Raw genomic sequence first — 16,088 nt, forward strand, 5'->3', positions numbered from 1 at the left:
TACAGCGTCTGATTGCCTTTTAGCGATCTACCAGATGAAATTCCGGGCGGCGTACCTATCTAGAGGTGGAATTGTCTTTTTGAGGAGAGCACGATGAAATGCCCTGTAGACGGATCAACGCTGGTGATTGCTGACCGTAGCGGTGTGGAAATAGATTATTGTCCGCAGTGCCGCGGGGTCTGGCTGGACCGGGGTGAGCTGGACAAGATCATCGACCGCAGCGCCGCAGCACCTCCCCCGCCTCCGCCGCAACAGCGAGGGTATGATGACCGCGGGGCCCGGGATGACCGGGGCGGCTATCAGAGACGCAAGAAACGTGGCGGGTTTCTGGAAGACATCTTTGATTTCTGATCGATGCTTTCCGGAGCAGGCTAAACGCCGGCTTCCGGTTGGCAGAGGCGAAATGCCTCGACCGCGTCCGCAGCCCCTGCAAGATCGAAAGACTGCGTGGTCCCTCCCAGAATGGCGGTCGCCGTGTCGTTGAACTGCAGGCCGTCCAGCACATTGCCAAAACCACTGTCGGTTACGGTCACCGACAGGCCATCGAGGCTATAGCTGTGCCGGTCTGTTGAGATGCTGAGTGCGGCGGGCCCGCTAAATTGCATTGCAAAAATATCCGCCTGGGGCCATGGTGCCGAGCGTGTGATCGTGATGCTGTAAACCGGCACTCTGGGGTCGTAGGTCAGCGCGATCTCAGCTTGCATGTTCTGATGCTGCAAAAGGCACGGCAGGCCGTGTGTATAGTCCCAAGCCTGTGCCGTTCCGCCGGATAACAGCAAAAATGTCAAAGCCCCGCGCATAACTATCACCTAGTGTGGTATAGCGTCCTGAGCAACTTGGTACTTCTCGCGGTTTGAACACCATTGTAAGTTGCGCAGGATGCGGGTCTTTCTTTTGCCTCACGTGATGCGGCTCATCAGGATCATCGACAAGAGCGCGCAGGCAAGACCTGCGTATTCCCGCGTGTACAGCGTCTCGCCGAACCAGACCGCTCCGAGGATCGCAAGCGCGATGAGGGTCAGCATGGAGTAGGCAACACCCGCCTGTGCGAGCGTGACGTGCTGTATCGCGTAGAACCAGAAGAGTGCCGAGACGCCGTAGAGGGCGACGCCGAGGACGACGTAAGTCGAGGTGATCGTGTGGCCCGCGTCGGCGGCGGTTTTGATGGCGAAATCGCCGATGATGACAATGAGCGCGGTGAAGAGGGCGAAGGCATAGCCGAAGGCAAATTGGGTCATAAAAGCTCGCGGTTTGAAAAGGGTTTGGTTTGAAATGCTGAGAGTGTAGCACAGATACCCAAAGTTTTCAGATCATTCTTAGAACCCTACAACTGTCGGAACCGCGCCTTGTTTTCCGGCAACTGAAATAGCCCCCGATCAACGATTACGCGTTGTTGAAGAATACCCTCCCAATGCCAGAGGATTGATGCGGTCTGTTGATGGATTGACTTCTTCTGGAGTGCTGGTGACAAGTAAAATGCAACTAAGCGATTTCGTAAAATGGCTGCTCTTTCAGCTCTTTTGCGTGAATTCTTCAGATCTTTCGAGATGACGACCCACTCGCCGCGCGAGCCAAGGCTATCGAAATAGTCTACATCACTGATACTTGGATCAAACCTATCCCTTAATGCACAGGCCTCATGACCATCTAGCCGAACAAGCTCATGGATCGCTCGCGCGATTGCCGGAGGCATATTGTGGTCAAATAATACCTTGACCATCTTTAACTTGCGCCTGCTCTTCTAGGGCATTCTCAAATCTAATCGCAGCCGTAATTTCTTTTTTTGGTATCTCATATATTTTCGAAAGGTATTCTATGTCATTGAATGACTTGTACTCATTGAACAAGATAGAGGTCGAGATACCATATTTGTCCAACAAAGGGTCACCAAAGGCGCGGGCTGGATCAATCACAACTTTTGAGTGCAAATGCGGCCTCCATCTCGCGACAAAATCGCCTTCGTACTCTAAATCTTTCAGTGATTGGAATACTATGTCACGAAAGACTTTTTGACCTGGCCTTTTCCGTGAGAGACTTACGAAATCGCCGTCCCCCTCAACTGCTTCCATCAGGATTTCGCCGCCGTCTGTTTTAAATCCTTGAGAAGATAGAGGCCGTTCAATTCCATATTTTTGTTGTGCGACACTTATCGCGAATCTAATAGCTTGGATCGGTATGCCAACTGCTTTTAAAGCTTCAACTACACGCAGTTCTACCAAGTCGACAAAACTGATTTCAGTCGAGTCTTCAACGAATTGGTATCGAGCGGTCCAAAGCGGTGAAGATGGTCCACTACCTCTGGTCCACCTAAGGACCCGTTGTGGCGTGCTGCCAATCAGTCGAGCGGCCTCTCGAGGCGTATAAACACCGAAACCTATGATCTCATTGTCTAGCGGCAATCGCTGTCTCCTCGCTCCCTGATAGCCTAACTCCATCCGGTAGGGAATCCCCGAAGAAGAAAACCGTTCATCTCCTACGTCGTTTTACACCCCCCCGCATCCCGCCACGGCCCATGGTGCTGCGGCCTGAGGCTTTTTGAGCGTCATCGACGGCCTTCTCGACCGCGTATTGCCGCGCCATGGGGTCGTCGGCGATGGCCAGATCGACCGCTTCGAGCCGTTTGACCTCGTCGCGCAACCTGGCAGCCTCTTCGAACTCCAGGTTCTCGGCGGCCTTGCGCATATCCGTCCGCAGCCCGTCTAAGACAGCTTGCAGGTTGCCGCCCGCCAGCGGATTGTCGATTTTCGCTGTAATGCGGCTCTGATCCGTGTCGCCCTTGTAGAGCCCGGCGAGAATGTCCTCGACATTCTTTTTGACCGTTGTGGGCGTGATCCCATGCTCTTCGTTGTAGGCAATCTGTTTGGCACGCCTGCGGTTCGTCTCGCCGATGGCCCGTTCCATCGAACCGGTGATGCGGTCGGCATACATGATGACGCGGCCTTCAGCGTTGCGGGCGGCGCGCCCGGTGGTCTGGATCAGCGATGTTTCCGAGCGCAGAAACCCTTCCTTATCCGCATCCAGAATGGCCACCAACCCGCATTCGGGGATGTCGAGCCCCTCGCGCAGCAGGTTGATCCCGATCAGCACGTCGAAGGCCCCCAAACGCAGGTCCCGCAGAATTTCAATGCGTTCTATGGTGTCGATATCGGAGTGCATGTAGCGCACCCGGATCCCCTGCTCGTGCATATACTCTGTCAGGTCTTCGGCCATGCGTTTTGTCAGGGTGGTGACCAGTGTGCGGAAGCCGTCGGCTGCAACCTTGCGTACCTCATCCAGCAGATCGTCAACCTGCATATCGACCGGTCGGATTTCGATCTCGGGGTCGATCAGGCCGGTGGGTCGGATGATCTGTTCGGTAAAGACGCCGCCGGTCTGTTCGATCTCCCAGGCGGCCGGGGTGGCGGAGACAAAGACCGACTGCGGGCGCATGGCGTCCCACTCCTCGAACTTCAGCGGGCGGTTGTCCATACAGGATGGCAATCGAAAGCCGTGTTCCGCGAGCGTGAATTTACGCCGGTAGTCGCCTTTGTACATCCCGCCGATCTGGGGCACGGAGACGTGGGATTCGTCGGCAAAGACGATGGCATGATCGGGAATGAACTCGAACAGTGTGGGGGGCGGCTCGCCCGGCGCGCGGCCCGTGAGATAGCGTGAATAATTCTCGATCCCGTTGCAGACACCCGTCGCCTCCAGCATCTCCAGATCGAAGTTCGTGCGCTGCTCCAGCCGCTGCGCCTCGAGCAGTTTGCCGTCATTCACCAACTGGTCGAGCCGTATTTTCAGCTCTTTCTTGATCCCGATGATGGCCTGCTGCATCGTTGGTTTGGGGGTCACATAGTGGCTGTTGGCATAAACGCGGATTTGATCGAAAGTATCGGTTTTTTCACCGGTCAGCGGGTCAAATTCAGTGATAGATTCAAGTTCTTCGCCAAAAAAAGACAAGCGCCAAGCGCGGTCTTCGAGGTGGGCCGGGAATATCTCGAGGCTATCGCCACGCACCCGGAACGATCCACGCTGGAAGGCCTGGTCGTTGCGGCGGTACTGTTGGGCGACCAGATCGGCCATGACCTGTCGCTGATCGTAGCTGCTGCCTGTTTTGAGGTCCTGGGTCATCGCGCCGTAGGTTTCGACCGAGCCGATACCGTAGATGCAGGACACGGAGGCCACGATGATGACATCGTCGCGTTCCAGCAGCGCGCGCGTGGCGGAGTGGCGCATCCGGTCGATCTGTTCGTTGATCTGGCTCTCTTTCTCGATGTAGGTGTCGGAGCGCGCCACGTAAGCTTCGGGCTGGTAGTAATCGTAGTAGCTGACAAAGTATTCGACCGCATTGTCCGGGAAGAAGCCTTTGAATTCGCCGTAAAGCTGTGCGGCCAGCGTCTTGTTCGGTGCCAGGATGATGGCCGGGCGCTGGGTCTCTTCGATCACCTTGGCCATGGTAAAGGTCTTGCCGGTGCCCGTGGCTCCCAGTAAAACTTGGTCGCGCTCGCCCTCGCGGATGCCGGTGGCCAGTTCCGCGATGGCCGTCGGCTGATCGCCCGCAGGCTCAAAATCTGTCGCCAGTTTGAACGCCCTGCCGCCTTCCAGTTTCGGGCGCGCGCTGACGTCGGGGGCCGGATTGGCCAAAACAGCCTCTGAGGCATCTGAATGGGCATAAGACATGTCTGAACTCTCTTTCCATGTCACACATGCCTTGTTTTGAAGCGGGTTCAAGGGGGGAGGTCTGCCGCCCTGACAATAATTGACAGGAGCTGCCCTGAAATCTCATGTCGGCCGCGTTTCGCCGTTTATGTTTGACCATTTTCGCATCCGGCATCTGCGCTGAAAAGGCATCTTGCCCAAACAGGCCTAATCCTTGATATAGTGAGAAGGCAGTCAGGAGATTTGTCATGCGTGCACGCATCTACCAACCGGCCAGAACAGCCATGTCATCGGGCATGGCGAAGACGCACAAATGGGTGCTGGAATTTGCGCCAGCCTCAGCCCGCGAGGTCGATCCTTTGATGGGGTGGACATCTTCGGATGACACCCAGGCCCAGGTCAGATTGCAGTTCGACACAAAAGAAGCAGCGGTCGAATACGCCCAAGAAAACAACATCAAGGCAGACGTGCAGGAACCCAAAAAGCGCCGTCCGAACATTCGGCCTGGCGGCTATGGCGAGAATTTTGCAACCGGACGGCGTGGGTCGTGGACCCACTAGGCGGATTTGAGGTCGCCCCGGAGCAGGCGTCGGATCGCGATGTCGCGGCGCTTTTGGACAGGCATTTCAAACTCATGCGGTCGCAGTCTCCGGCAGAGAGTTGCCACGTTCTGCCAGCCGAAGATTTTGATGGCGATGACATCCATCTCTTTGCCCTCAGAGAGCAAAACAAGGTGCTCGCAATTGGGGCGATCCGGCTGTTCGGCGACTGGGGTGAGCTGAAATCGATGCATACGGTTGCAGAGGCGCGGGGGCGGGGTGTCGGGCGGGCAATGCTGACCGCTCTTATTGCGCAGGCGCGCAGGCTCGGGCTGCGCCAATTGAACCTTGAGACGGGCTCAGGTCCGGAGCATCTGGCGGCGCGACATCTTTATGAGAGTTTTGGTTTTGAGGTCTGCGATCCTTTCGGGTCTTATGTGACCGACCCCCTGAGTGTTTTTATGACGCGTTCGCTCTAACACTTGCACGCACGGACCCAGCGGTCCCTTGGCTCAACTGGACAGAGCGGCTGACTTCTAAACACTTTTCAACAACAGATGACAACATTCGAGCTTTTTTGCATTATCTAGCAATATCCTGCTTCATTCTTCCCGTTGCGTTACCAGATGAAAAGGCCCGATGTTGCATGCGAATTGGCAATCAAAACGCCATCAACTATCTGGTCGATACGGATTACAACATCATCGTGGATGTTGAGGCAACACCCGCCCAGTTGAGCCAAGAGAGCCAACGAAGAATTCCTCCTCGCCGCCACCGCCCAGAATCTAAAACGTATGGCCAAATGGTTTCCCTGCTAAGGCTCGAAAGCGTTTCTAAGGCCATCAGAAGCGGCTTTGCATCGCAAATAACGATATCTGCATTGGCCGTTTCTGAAAGCGGATGTTCATGCCCAAAGCTGCGAGAGGCAAAAATTTCAAAGTGGCTCAAAAGACACCTCAAAGTGGCCGAAGAGCCACATGAAAATCGACCTGACAGCAGATTGGCAAGCCTATGGGCAATATCCGCACTGATATGCCTTAAATGACAATTGTCAAATGGCGGGCCCTGAAGGATTCGAACCCTCGACCTGCCGATTAGAAGTCGGCTGCTCTATCCAGCTGAGCTAAGGGCCCGTTATTACGCGAGGTTTAAACGATCAGCGACCGGTGGGCAAGATAAGGTGACATTGCTGCCAAAGCCAGATGTCAGACCAAACGCATGACAAAGAATGAGGCCACACCGAGCAACACCCCCATTTGGAAAAAGCGACAGAAGTTGCGCAAGACACGCATTTTAAGGATATACAGTTGAAACCTCCACGCAAACCCCCGCCGAAGCCATCAATACTGCTACCTCGTAAGCAAAGGGTTTTTGTCGGCCTGTTCTTTTACGTGGTCCTTTTCGTGAACTTTTTTACCTCTTCTCCAGAGTGGGGCAATCTCTATACGGTGATGGATTAGCTCTTGGCGGCATAATATTCGGTCCATTCATTCTGGCCTTTGATTGGTTTTTTGGGAAAAAGTGATTTGAGATATTATGACGTACGATAAAGTTGGTGTTGCAGCGTCTGAAGTGAATGAAGGGCTATTGGCAATGACCGCTGCCATTTCTCTTCAATTGTTTGAGCCTTTTGATAGCCGCCTCTTGGAAAGGCACTGCAAGTGACAAAAACAGCCAATCAAAACCCGAAGATATGGCAGTTGCTGTCATCGCGGATCTGGTACTTCATAGTACCTTATCTGGGTTTGTGTGCGATATACTTCTTTGGCGTCGTCGAGGTCCAGCCACGCTGGTATTTGGTCGTTGTCGGACTCATTGTTTTTGGACCCTCCCGCATATTTGCTCGAAACAATCCATTTTACAAAGCGTTTGGAGAACAAAAATGGGTGATGGAGAAAAATCAATTCAGGAGAAAGTTCAATCCGTTGCTGGCGCGGTTTGAGAGGTCAAGTCAATGAGTGAATTCAGATACTCCGTTTCTGAGGATTTGAATTCTTTGACCTCTGCATACGGAAGGCCGAATATGACCATGATGGCGGCATCGCGCATTTTTACTTGTATATTGACCGACGCACAGGTGTCCGTTCATGCATTCTGAACTGACCAGTGATGAGCTGTCGCCACAGGTATTATCGAGCAAGTGCTGGTTTTCAAGTAGACCGGCACCCACTAGAATTAAGCTTCCGCGCTTGATCGCATCAGCAGTCGGCACAATTGCCAATTTGGCTGGCTACGGCCGAATGGTAGCAAAGGCGGGAGGCGCGGAGACCCCAACTATCGCAGCGGCTCTCGCCTTTGCGTTAGCTGTTGCGTGATCCTGTACGCTGCCCAAGTAGCGTAACAGGCCCCGCATTAATTCGACAGGTCAAGTTCAACAGACGGGCACAAAGTGGCTGGCCCCTAAGTGACCTCATTTCTTGCCATGAGCTCTGCCTGAGCAATGATTAGCTTGGTAGCTGATTCCTGTGCGTCAGGTGGATATCCATATTTTGCGAGCAGTCTACGCACCGTGCGACGCATATCGGCTCGAACTGTATCGCGCTGTGTCCAATCCAAAGTCGCCTTTCGCTTGATGCTCTCAGCCAACTCCCTTGCGATTTGCTTGAGTGTTTCATCCTGCATCACTTGCTTAGCAGACGAGTTATCGGCCAACGCCTGATAGAAGGCGATTTCCTCTTCTGTTAGGCCAGTTTCATGGCCTTCAGCAATCGCCGACGAAATGGACTTTGCTAAGCCGATTAGCTCTTCGATGACCTGTGCCGTTGAAATCGCTCGGTTGGAATAACGGATTAGGACGTTCTCAAGTGACTCTCGAAATGACCGCGATTGTACGATGTTGACCTGTTCACGAGTTCGAATTTGATCGCTCAACAGCTTTTTGAGCGTCTCAAGCGCTAGATTTTTCTGTGGCAGCGCCGCGAGGCGATCAAGGAACTCATCTGACAAAATACCAACGTTTGTGTTTGGTAATCCGGCTACTTCAAAGAGATCGATCACGCCGTCAGTTCGAATTGCACCTGAAATGACTTGATTAACTGCTGGTGAGCTTGCGCTAGATCGAGTGTGGTTTTCATCGTCGAACCGCTTGCGGATCGCAGAGCGGACATTCTGATAGAAGGCCAAATGGTCACGGACTGCATCGGTCTCGGGGCGTGGCACGGCAAGTGCAAACGCCTTCGACAAACGGACAGTCATTTCGTCAAATCGCTTCTTGCCGTTCTCCTTTTGAAGAACGTAATTGGCACCATCGATAATTGCTCTGAGCTGATCTGCATCTGAACCTGCGACAAGGCTCATATAATCGAAATCACCAAAGAAGGCCGTTAACTCTTCCGCATGCCGCAGCATGAGGGGCACTGCCTGATCCTGAATGTTCTCGACAGGTTTTCCTTCCCCACCAGCCTGAGTGTAGGTCTGAATTGCGTCACGAAGCTGGTCGGCGATACCCAAATAGTCCACGACTACGCCGCCTGGCTTGTCACCAAAGACACGGTTCACCCTGGCGATGGCCTGCATGAGGTTATGCCCGGCGAGCGGCTTGTCGAGATACATTGTGTGAAGGGAAGGACAGTCGAAGCCCGTCAGCCACATGTCGCATACGATCACGAGATTGAGCGGATCGGCATTGTCCTTCAGACGAAGCGCCAGTTTCTCACGACGTGTCTTTGTCCGTCCATGATACTTGGTCCGTTGTGTGCGTTCTTCGAACTGCTCGGCGGTTTCTTCGTAGACTGGATTCCCGGCGGCATCTCTAATTGGCTTCCCCGTTGCGTCCTTTTTCACCCGCCGCGGTGTAACGTTTGAATCCATTACGACCTTGATCGCGCCTGCATCGTCTTCATCCGAGTGCCAGTCAGGCCGGAGCGATGTAATTTTATCGTAAAGGTTCATGCAGATATCGCGGCTCATACAGACGATCATCGCCTTCCCATCAATCACCTCTGATCTCTGATCGAAGTGGCTGATGATTTGAGAGGCCAAGGTCTCAAGACGTTGGTCTGCTCCAGCAAGCATCTCTAATGGAACTGTAATGTCAGGATCGCCGGACGAACCCGCGTCGTCGTCATCGGCTGCTTCTGCGATCAGCCGTTCAGCCTCTGTTATCCCCTCATCGTCAGGAATTAGCTTGATGAGCTGCATCTCGTAGTAAATTGGGACCGTAGCGTTATCGTCGATTGCTTGTTTTATGTCGTAGATATCGACGTCGCTTCCGAAGACACCGCGTGTAGATCGGTCACCACCCTCAACCGGAGTTCCTGTGAACCCAACGAAAGTTGCGTTCGGAAGGTTTTCTCGCATCCAACGCGCACCGCCTTTAAGAAAACCGTATTGGCTACGGTGCGCTTCGTCCGCAAGAACCACAATATTCGCACGAGTACTGACGGGTTCCGCACGCTCTTCGAACTTCTGGATGGTCGTAAAGATCACCCCGCCCGAAGCGCGATTGAGTTTGCTGGAAAGGTCTTCTCTATCCGCAGCCTGCTCCGGGTCTTGGCGCAAGAGCGCGCGTCCATCAGCAAAAGTCCCAAAGAGCTGACCGTCGAGATCGTTGCGATCGGTAACAACAACAATGGTCGGATTCTGAAGTGCTGTATCTCCAATTAAGGCGCCCGAGAGCATCAACATCGTCAAGCTCTTGCCGGAGCCCTGCGTGTGCCAGACGACGCCGCCACGTCCATCACCTTCCGGCTTGAGGGATAGTGTCACCCGTTCGCGTGCTTTGCGAACCGCGCGAAACTGATGATAACCGCCAATCTTCTTGATGATACGACCTGTGCGTTCGTCTTCCTCGAAGACAATGCAGTGAGCCAAGTAGTCCAGCAAAGCGTCGCGACGAAACAGTCCAGTGATCACGGTTTCCAGCGTCGGCGCGCCTGGATACCCGTCATCTTTGATCGAACGCCAAGGCGTAAACCGATCCTGATCAGCGGTGAGGGAGCCAACTCGCGACTGGTCACCGTCGCTGACGACAAGAATTTCATTGTAGGCAAAGAGCGCCGGGACTGCGGACTTGTAATCTTGGAGCTGATCAAATGCCGTCCAGAGGGTCGCTTCTTCGTTTGTGGGGTCTTTCAGTTCAATCACTGCGACCGGCAACCCGTTCAAAAAGATCACGAGATCGGGGCGACGGGTATGTTCACCGTTCTTTACGGTGAGCTGGCGAACTACCAGAAAGTCGTTCGCAGACAAATTGTGCCAGTCGAACAACTTCGCTTTGTCGCCGCGCGTTTCGCCTTCCGCCGTTCGGTAATCAACGTCCGCGCCATCCGTCAACAAGCGATGGAACCAGCGGTTGTTCTGTTCAAGTGTTGGTTCTGGCGGGCGGGACACAAGCGTCGCCGCCTGTCCGATGGCATCCTCAGGCAAGTCTGGATTCAGCTTGCGCAACGCCGCCTTGAGACGGGGCATTAGCACAACGTCTTCGTATGACTCACGTAAGGGATAATCCGCGCCGACGGAGATATCAGCTCCTCGCGCGGTATCGTAACCAAGAGATTCAAACCAACCCAAGGCGGCCTGTTCGACGATATCTTCCCTCATACCTCGGCCTCCCCTCCATCAGGCTGTTCTTCTTGCTGTTCTCGCGCGCCGTCCTGCTCCTGTTTGAATGCGACAAGCGCTGTCCGATACGCGTTGTTATCAGTTCGAAACAAGGCTTCGCTCGCAACTAGTGGCGTTTCGAGCACTTCGAATGGCCCGAAATCGTTGTCGATCCACTCGTCGAAATCGTTGTGATCGCCATATCGCAAGCGCGCTAGCGGCGCTTTGCCTGAGCCGTTTAGATGGGTTTTGAACAATAGCCCGACTACAGCATCCGTCGCCCTGGCGAGAATTTCGGCATAGCGCGCGTCGAGCATCGGGGCGTAGGCATCTGATCCATGAGCCGCCGCCCCATGGGCGTTGCGGATTTCCATGACGCCATCAATAATCGAGTTGACCCCTCGCAGCAGCTTCTCCGCACCGTTCTTCAAAGTGGGATCAGTGTGCCCGTCACCGTGAATGCCGAGGTGCAGAAACTTAGTGGTTTCTGCGATGAGTTTTGGAGCTTCCCAAGCGCCATCGGGTGCTTGGCCGCGATCTACCAAAATGGTTTTGGAGGTCGTTTCGATCAATGTAAGGCAGAAGGACACGGCGATGCCTGGCTTGTCCGGCATCGCGTCTTCCAACGCTTCCACTTGCTGGCGAATAACAAGAGATTCCGGATGGCTTTCCATCAATTCACGGCAGGCGGATAATTGGAATGTGTATGCCTCAACTGCCATTACTCGCCACCTTCGAGGCCAAGGTCCTCTAGACTCGGTGCATCCAATTCGCCGGAGATGAGTTTGGGGAGAAGCGTATCGCGGAAAGCTGAAAGAGTAGAAATCTCGTCTCGGTTCGCTGTTATCCGCTCGAACATCGGTTTCGAGAGTTGCTCAAATGCTTGGAGAGCCTCCGTTCCAGGATCAACCATCTTGTAGCCGGATATGGACTCGTGACCGACGCGCTGGCGACCGCTTGTCCCGGTCATATTCTTTATCGCGAATTCCCGAAAGCGCTCGCTCCTGGCAAGACAATAGATAAATTCGCGGGACGCAGAGCCCTGAGGTGCCAGCACGATATATTCTGTCGAACCCCAGCCAATCTCCCCCGTATCGAGGAAATCGACCAATGCAGTCTTTCCGTTTTCAAGGCACGGAGTGATCCGGGCGAGGAGTGTATCGCCATTTTTGAACCGCATACCTGAAGTGAACTTCCGTTGCGCCCAGTTGGCAGGTGCCGGCCCAGACGTGGGAACGTCCGTCATCCCTAGGTAGGTTGCTTCAACGCCTTTCTTCAATTGTCGAGCAGGATTTACCTCAATGAGGTCCGAAAGAGGTTTCGAAGACCATCCAGCAGGAATATCTCCGATCTCGGACGGCTGAAAGCTATCTGGAAGAGTTTCGAATAGCTCCTGAGGCATGCCGCGAAAACTGGTTGCGCCGGTGGCCTTAGCACGGACGGGCTCAAAATCGACAAACCATGTCCGAAACACCGTTCGAGCCATCTCTTCTAGCGTCGCGTTTATCTCCCGCATGAGATCGATCTTGTCGTCCAGATCACCAAGAATTTTGGCAATGGCGCGTTGGATGTCAAAATCAGGAAGCGGAAGTTCTACTTGCCGAAGCGCCTTCTGGCTTATGCCCTGAACTGTTGTGCCTGTGGCGCGCCGGTACAAGCGATCTTGCATTTCGTCCGACAGAAGTAGGTACTTCAAGTAGCCATTGTCCAAGCAACCTGGACGCCCACGCATGGTTACAATTCTTTGCCCAAGGGCGTACTGAGCTGTCCGCGCGTTTAAGCGAGCGACTTCTCCCAAGGGGGCCTCAGTTGTCATGACGACATCCCCTACACTTGGAAGGCCGCGGCGCATCCACTCTTCGTAGTAAGACGGGTCTATGGTTTGCTCAACTGGCTCCAGAATTCTGCCGTTTTTCACGACCTTTGCAGAGATGACCGGAATACCGGTCTTCGATTTTGTCGGCGACTTGCCTCGGTAATCAATCAGAACTTCAAGGCACTTCTCGAGTGCCCACTCGGATCGCTCAGAACTCATACCCAAGCGCCCCCAAATTCTTCTTTATCTCCGCCTCCAGAGTATCCGACGCTGCGAGCTGATCGCTCAACTCCCCGACCAGCCTCTCCATCTTCTCTTCGAATGGCTCATCATCGGCTTTGCGCGCTGCGCTACCAACATAGGTGCCAGGGGTTAGTACGTGGTTGTATTTGGCGATGTCCGATAGCTTTGCGGCTTTGCAGAAGCCTTTGACGTCTTCGTAAGCGCCCGCGTCCTGCTCGCCGCGCCAGGCATGATAGGTCGCGACGATCCGGCCGATCTCCGTTTCGGGTGGTGGCGGGGAAGTAGGGTGGTCGCGCCCTGAAAGGAAGCGCAACGTCCGCGATCCTTCTTCCAGTGCGCCCATATCGCGTGCATCGATGAATAGAGTTTCGCCAGAACGGTCGCGACCACCGCGCCCCTTATCAAGATACTTGCCCGATTTATCACGCGTTACAAACCAAAGGCAGACTGGAATTCCAGTCGTCAAGAATAGCTGTGGCGGCATGGCGATAATGCAGTCGACCAGGTCAGCCTCGATTATTTTCGTCCGGATTTGCCCTTCTCCGCCTGACGTCGAAGACAGCGACCCGTTCGCCATTACGAACGCTGCGATGCCGCCGCCTTTGCCATTGGGCGGGGAGAGGTGGTGGATGAAATGCTGTATCCAAGCATAGTTCGCATTGCCGACGGGAGGCGGGCCGTACTTCCAGCGCGTATCACTACGAAGTAGGTCGCCAGACCAGTCAGAGATGTTGAAGGGCGGATTTGCGAGGATGTAATCAGCCTTGAGGTCCGGGTGCAGGTCGCGGGTGAAACTGTCCGCTGGTTGCTCGCCCAGATTGGCTTCAATCCCGCGAATGGCGAGGTTCATATGGGCCAGACGCCACGTCGTCGGATTTGATTCCTGCCCAAACACAGAGAGATCGCGCTTTGATCCACCGTGAGATTCGGCAAAGCGTTCGGATTGAACGAACATACCGCCCGAACCGCATGCGGGGTCATAAACACGGCCCTCATAGGGCTCGATCATTTCGACCATCAGCCGCACAATGGAGCTGGGCGTGAAAAACTCCCCGCCTAGCTTGCCTTCTGCAGCGGCGAACTTGCCGAGAAAATACTCGTAGACACGCCCTAGAATATCTTTCTTCTGCGCTTCCTTTGTACCGACAGCGATGGAGGCGATCTGGTCGATCAGACCACCTAGGCGCTCCGGTGAAATACCCCGTCGCGCATAGTCACGTGGCAGCTTTCCCTTGAGCTTAGGATTGTCCCGCTCAATCGCGTACATGGCGTCATCGATCAGTTTGCCGATATTTGGTGTTTTGCCTTTGGCTTGAATTTCGGCCCAACGCGCTTCGATCGGAACCCAAAAGACGCCCTCAGCGGTGTATTCGTCCCGGCTTTCGAGCATGTTTTCGGCTGATGCGCCGGTAATGCCATCGGCTTCAAGCTCCTGTCGCAATGCTTCGCGGCGAGTCTCGAACGCATCTGAGATGTACTTCAGGAAGATCAGACCGAGGACGACATGCTTGTACTCTGCAGCGTCGATAGAGCCGCGCAGTTTGTCCGCAGCCGCCCAAAGAGCCTCGGGGTCGATGCCAAGCTCTTTCTCATCAATTACTAGGGCAGCTTCCGGTTGGTCCTCTGCGTTTGTCATATCGCCTCATTCACCTTCAAAAAATTCATCATCCACCTTTTTCAGGTGCACAGTTTCTTCCAGACGACAGCCGATATTGTACCGGATCATCAACTTGGTGAGCTGATTGCCGTCGATTAGGACAATCCGCATGCCGAGGTCCTTAGCAGTCTGTGTCGCGCTAGAACTGAAAGCGGAGGTGGTGAAGAAGATGCCTTTCTGGGCTTTCTTCAAGCTCAGCGCACCGAAGAAATCACGGATATCGCCAGCGCCGATGTTATTGCCTTCCGCATATCGCTTGGCTTGGACGTAAATTTGATCGACCCCGAGCGGGTCCTGATCAATCACGCCGTCAACGCCATTGTCGCCAGATTGACCAAGCGCTCGCGCGGCATCCTCTGAGGTGCCGCCGTAGCCCATTGCCAGCAGCAAGTCGACGATCAAGTTTTCAAAGAACTGCGGGGACGCGGTACGTACGCGCTCAAGAAGGTCGGCAGCGAGTGCCGAGTTAATCTGAGAATGAGCTGTCCTGAGGATTTCATCAGGCGTTGCATCCGTTTCCTTAGGACCCTTGGTTGGTGCATTTGCCGCTCCGCTGGAGGATCCCTTTCTGCTCTTGAACTCTTGGAACGCATCATATCGTTCAAGAAACTTGTTATCGATGCGATCAGGGGCTTCTGCGAGAACCCTTCGCCCCTCTTCGGTCGCAATAAAGAAACTTCGTTTTGGGTAGCTGAGAAGCCCCGCTTGTTTCAGATAGGTTTTTGCCCAATGGACACGATTATCGAACGTTTTTTGCTTTCCAGAAGGCAAAAGGTCCGCACTTTCATCAACCGACAACCCAAATTTCTCTGCCAGTTTGGCAATAACGTCTTTTGTCTGCACCGCTTCGCTGTCGGCAGACTGGAGCACGGGCAGCATCAATGATTGATAATCCGGGATCATGTGTTTTTTGACTACTTTCGTGTGTCTTCTTGGTCTTGATGTGACGCTATGTATTGACGCATGAATTCACGGATTACCTGAGCGGCTGGACGGTCTTGATCCCGACAGACTTCGAGAAACTTCTGGCGAAGCTCCCGCTCAATACGAATTCGCAGTCCCGAGTTTTTCATAATCAAAGGTGTAGCCGATGGATACACATCTGGCGATAGTAAACTGGATTGTTTGACTCATCGGCGACACGCTGACGCGCATTTAACATACCTAAGGCTGGTCCATGACGGACTACATCACCGAGTTGGCCGACAAGTATGGACGCTATGGATATCGCGTGGTGACAGGCTTGTTGAAAAACACGGAGTGGCAGTGAAGCACAAACTCGTTGAACGCATCTGGCGGCATGATGAGCTGAAGGTACCACACCAGCAAAGCATAGCGGCGACAACCCTGCGAAACCTTCTCACTCCAGCTTTTCGTCTGCGCAAATCGATTTTAATGCCGCTTCGCGCTTGTCTGTCCACACTGCTTCATCGACTCTTTGCCGCCGCGCGTTCAACCTCACTGACAAACTCCGTGAGTGAGACGCCAAGTTCACGGCAAATTGCGTCCATAACTGTCAACGTAGGTTGTCGCCTACAGGTTTCCAGGAACGAGATGTAGCTCATGGAAAGATCTGTTCTGAACGCGAGTTCCTCCTGCGAGAGGTTCGCGGCCTTACGTCTCTCGCGGAGAACCCGCGCGTAAGCCGCTA

The 16,088-nt window shown here is 54.1% G+C and carries 16 protein-coding genes and 1 tRNA gene; 4 read left to right on the forward strand and 13 right to left on the reverse strand.

What is annotated here, in order from left to right:
- Window positions 1-93 precede the first annotated feature (93 nt).
- On the forward strand, window positions 94-351 hold the full coding sequence (locus H7847_RS19415) for a TFIIB-type zinc ribbon-containing protein (RefSeq protein WP_227271137.1): 258 nt from the start codon (window positions 94-96) through the stop codon (window positions 349-351).
- 20 nt (window positions 352-371) lie between these two features.
- On the opposite strand, the gene H7847_RS19420 is transcribed toward H7847_RS19415, so the two are convergent.
- The 5 genes from H7847_RS19420 to uvrB form a co-directional block, all read right to left on the reverse strand.
- Window positions 372-704 (reverse strand): hypothetical protein, encoded by a 333-nt coding sequence (locus H7847_RS19420; protein WP_227271138.1) that lies wholly within the window; start codon window positions 702-704, stop codon window positions 372-374.
- Between the two features lie 195 nt (window positions 705-899).
- Window positions 900-1,238 carry an EamA family transporter gene (locus H7847_RS19425; RefSeq protein WP_227271139.1) on the reverse strand — a complete coding sequence of 113 codons (339 nt, stop codon included), beginning with the start codon at window positions 1,236-1,238 and terminating at the stop codon, window positions 900-902.
- A gap of 86 nt (window positions 1,239-1,324) precedes the next feature.
- Window positions 1,325-1,720: a PIN-like domain-containing protein gene (locus H7847_RS19430; protein ID WP_227271140.1), complete on the reverse strand. Its 396-nt coding sequence runs from the start codon at window positions 1,718-1,720 to the stop codon at window positions 1,325-1,327.
- Entirely contained in the window at window positions 1,701-2,399 is a 699-nt protein-coding gene (locus tag H7847_RS19435; protein ID WP_227271141.1) for a helix-turn-helix domain-containing protein, read from the reverse strand. The genes H7847_RS19430 and H7847_RS19435 overlap by 20 nt, the downstream gene beginning before the upstream one ends.
- Before the next feature lie 67 nt (window positions 2,400-2,466).
- Window positions 2,467-4,662 carry an excinuclease ABC subunit UvrB gene (gene uvrB / locus H7847_RS19440; protein ID WP_227271142.1) on the reverse strand — a complete coding sequence of 732 codons (2,196 nt, stop codon included), beginning with the start codon at window positions 4,660-4,662 and terminating at the stop codon, window positions 2,467-2,469.
- Between the two features lie 227 nt (window positions 4,663-4,889).
- Between uvrB and H7847_RS19445 the strand changes: the two genes are divergently transcribed.
- From H7847_RS19445 to H7847_RS19455, 3 genes are all read left to right on the forward strand, one after another.
- On the forward strand, window positions 4,890-5,201 hold the full coding sequence (locus tag H7847_RS19445) for an ETC complex I subunit (protein WP_227271143.1): 312 nt from the start codon (window positions 4,890-4,892) through the stop codon (window positions 5,199-5,201).
- Window positions 5,189-5,659: a GNAT family N-acetyltransferase gene (locus H7847_RS19450; protein WP_227271144.1), complete on the forward strand. Its 471-nt coding sequence runs from the start codon at window positions 5,189-5,191 to the stop codon at window positions 5,657-5,659. Before H7847_RS19445 ends, H7847_RS19450 begins: the two co-directional genes overlap by 13 nt.
- A 167-nt stretch (window positions 5,660-5,826) precedes the next feature.
- Window positions 5,827-6,225, forward strand: coding sequence for a hypothetical protein (locus tag H7847_RS19455; RefSeq protein WP_227271145.1), 399 nt, complete (start codon window positions 5,827-5,829; stop codon window positions 6,223-6,225).
- A gap of 11 nt (window positions 6,226-6,236) precedes the next feature.
- Here H7847_RS19455 and H7847_RS19460 read toward each other — a convergent pair.
- The 8 genes from H7847_RS19460 to H7847_RS19500 all read right to left on the reverse strand — a co-directional run.
- Window positions 6,237-6,313 (reverse strand) — tRNA-Arg (locus tag H7847_RS19460).
- Between the two features lie 1,267 nt (window positions 6,314-7,580).
- The gene (locus H7847_RS19465) at window positions 7,581-10,721 is read right to left on the reverse strand and encodes a type I restriction endonuclease subunit R (RefSeq protein ID WP_227271146.1); all 3,141 of its coding nucleotides are present in this window, start codon (window positions 10,719-10,721) and stop codon (window positions 7,581-7,583) included.
- Entirely contained in the window at window positions 10,718-11,443 is a 726-nt protein-coding gene (locus H7847_RS19470) for an abortive infection family protein (RefSeq protein WP_227271147.1), read from the reverse strand. The genes H7847_RS19465 and H7847_RS19470 overlap by 4 nt, the downstream gene beginning before the upstream one ends.
- A complete protein-coding gene (locus tag H7847_RS19475) occupies window positions 11,443-12,756 on the reverse strand; it encodes a restriction endonuclease subunit S (RefSeq protein ID WP_227271148.1) in 1,314 nt (437 codons plus the stop codon). The genes H7847_RS19470 and H7847_RS19475 overlap by 1 nt, the downstream gene beginning before the upstream one ends.
- The gene (locus tag H7847_RS19480) at window positions 12,746-14,416 is read right to left on the reverse strand and encodes a type I restriction-modification system subunit M (protein WP_227271149.1); all 1,671 of its coding nucleotides are present in this window, start codon (window positions 14,414-14,416) and stop codon (window positions 12,746-12,748) included. The genes H7847_RS19475 and H7847_RS19480 overlap by 11 nt, the downstream gene beginning before the upstream one ends.
- Before the next feature lie 6 nt (window positions 14,417-14,422).
- The gene (locus tag H7847_RS19485; RefSeq protein WP_227271150.1) at window positions 14,423-15,340 is read right to left on the reverse strand and encodes a restriction endonuclease; all 918 of its coding nucleotides are present in this window, start codon (window positions 15,338-15,340) and stop codon (window positions 14,423-14,425) included.
- Between the two features lie 11 nt (window positions 15,341-15,351).
- The gene (locus H7847_RS27255) at window positions 15,352-15,510 is read right to left on the reverse strand and encodes a hypothetical protein (protein ID WP_227271157.1); all 159 of its coding nucleotides are present in this window, start codon (window positions 15,508-15,510) and stop codon (window positions 15,352-15,354) included.
- 354 nt (window positions 15,511-15,864) lie between these two features.
- Window positions 15,865-16,088, reverse strand: a 224-nt coding sequence (locus H7847_RS19500) for a helix-turn-helix domain-containing protein (protein ID WP_227271151.1), incomplete at its 5' end; no start/stop codon positions are given.

The organism is Roseobacter weihaiensis (assembly GCF_020622345.1).
Lineage (GTDB): Bacteria > Pseudomonadota > Alphaproteobacteria > Rhodobacterales > Rhodobacteraceae > Roseobacter > Roseobacter weihaiensis.

Excerpts from the sequence above, each read along its gene's own strand:
- H7847_RS19485 (WP_227271150.1), bottom strand. The coding sequence starts at position 15,340 with ATGATCCCGGATTATCAATCATTGATGCTGCCCGTGCTCCAGTCTGCC.
- H7847_RS19475 (WP_227271148.1), bottom strand. The coding sequence starts at position 12,756 with ATGAGTTCTGAGCGATCCGAGTGGGCACTCGAGAAGTGCCTTGAAGTT.
- H7847_RS19455 (WP_227271145.1), top strand. The coding sequence starts at position 5,827 with ATGCGAATTGGCAATCAAAACGCCATCAACTATCTGGTCGATACGGAT.
- H7847_RS19480 (WP_227271149.1), bottom strand. The coding sequence starts at position 14,416 with ATGACAAACGCAGAGGACCAACCGGAAGCTGCCCTAGTAATTGATGAG.
- H7847_RS19465 (WP_227271146.1), bottom strand. The coding sequence starts at position 10,721 with ATGAGGGAAGATATCGTCGAACAGGCCGCCTTGGGTTGGTTTGAATCT.
- H7847_RS27255 (WP_227271157.1), bottom strand. The coding sequence starts at position 15,510 with ATGAAAAACTCGGGACTGCGAATTCGTATTGAGCGGGAGCTTCGCCAG.
- uvrB (WP_227271142.1), bottom strand. The coding sequence starts at position 4,662 with ATGTCTTATGCCCATTCAGATGCCTCAGAGGCTGTTTTGGCCAATCCG.
- H7847_RS19445 (WP_227271143.1), top strand. The coding sequence starts at position 4,890 with ATGCGTGCACGCATCTACCAACCGGCCAGAACAGCCATGTCATCGGGC.
- H7847_RS19470 (WP_227271147.1), bottom strand. The coding sequence starts at position 11,443 with ATGGCAGTTGAGGCATACACATTCCAATTATCCGCCTGCCGTGAATTG.
- H7847_RS19430 (WP_227271140.1), bottom strand. The coding sequence starts at position 1,720 with ATGGTCAAGGTATTATTTGACCACAATATGCCTCCGGCAATCGCGCGA.
- H7847_RS19425 (WP_227271139.1), bottom strand. The coding sequence starts at position 1,238 with ATGACCCAATTTGCCTTCGGCTATGCCTTCGCCCTCTTCACCGCGCTC.
- H7847_RS19420 (WP_227271138.1), bottom strand. The coding sequence starts at position 704 with ATGCAAGCTGAGATCGCGCTGACCTACGACCCCAGAGTGCCGGTTTAC.
- H7847_RS19415 (WP_227271137.1), top strand. The coding sequence starts at position 94 with ATGAAATGCCCTGTAGACGGATCAACGCTGGTGATTGCTGACCGTAGC.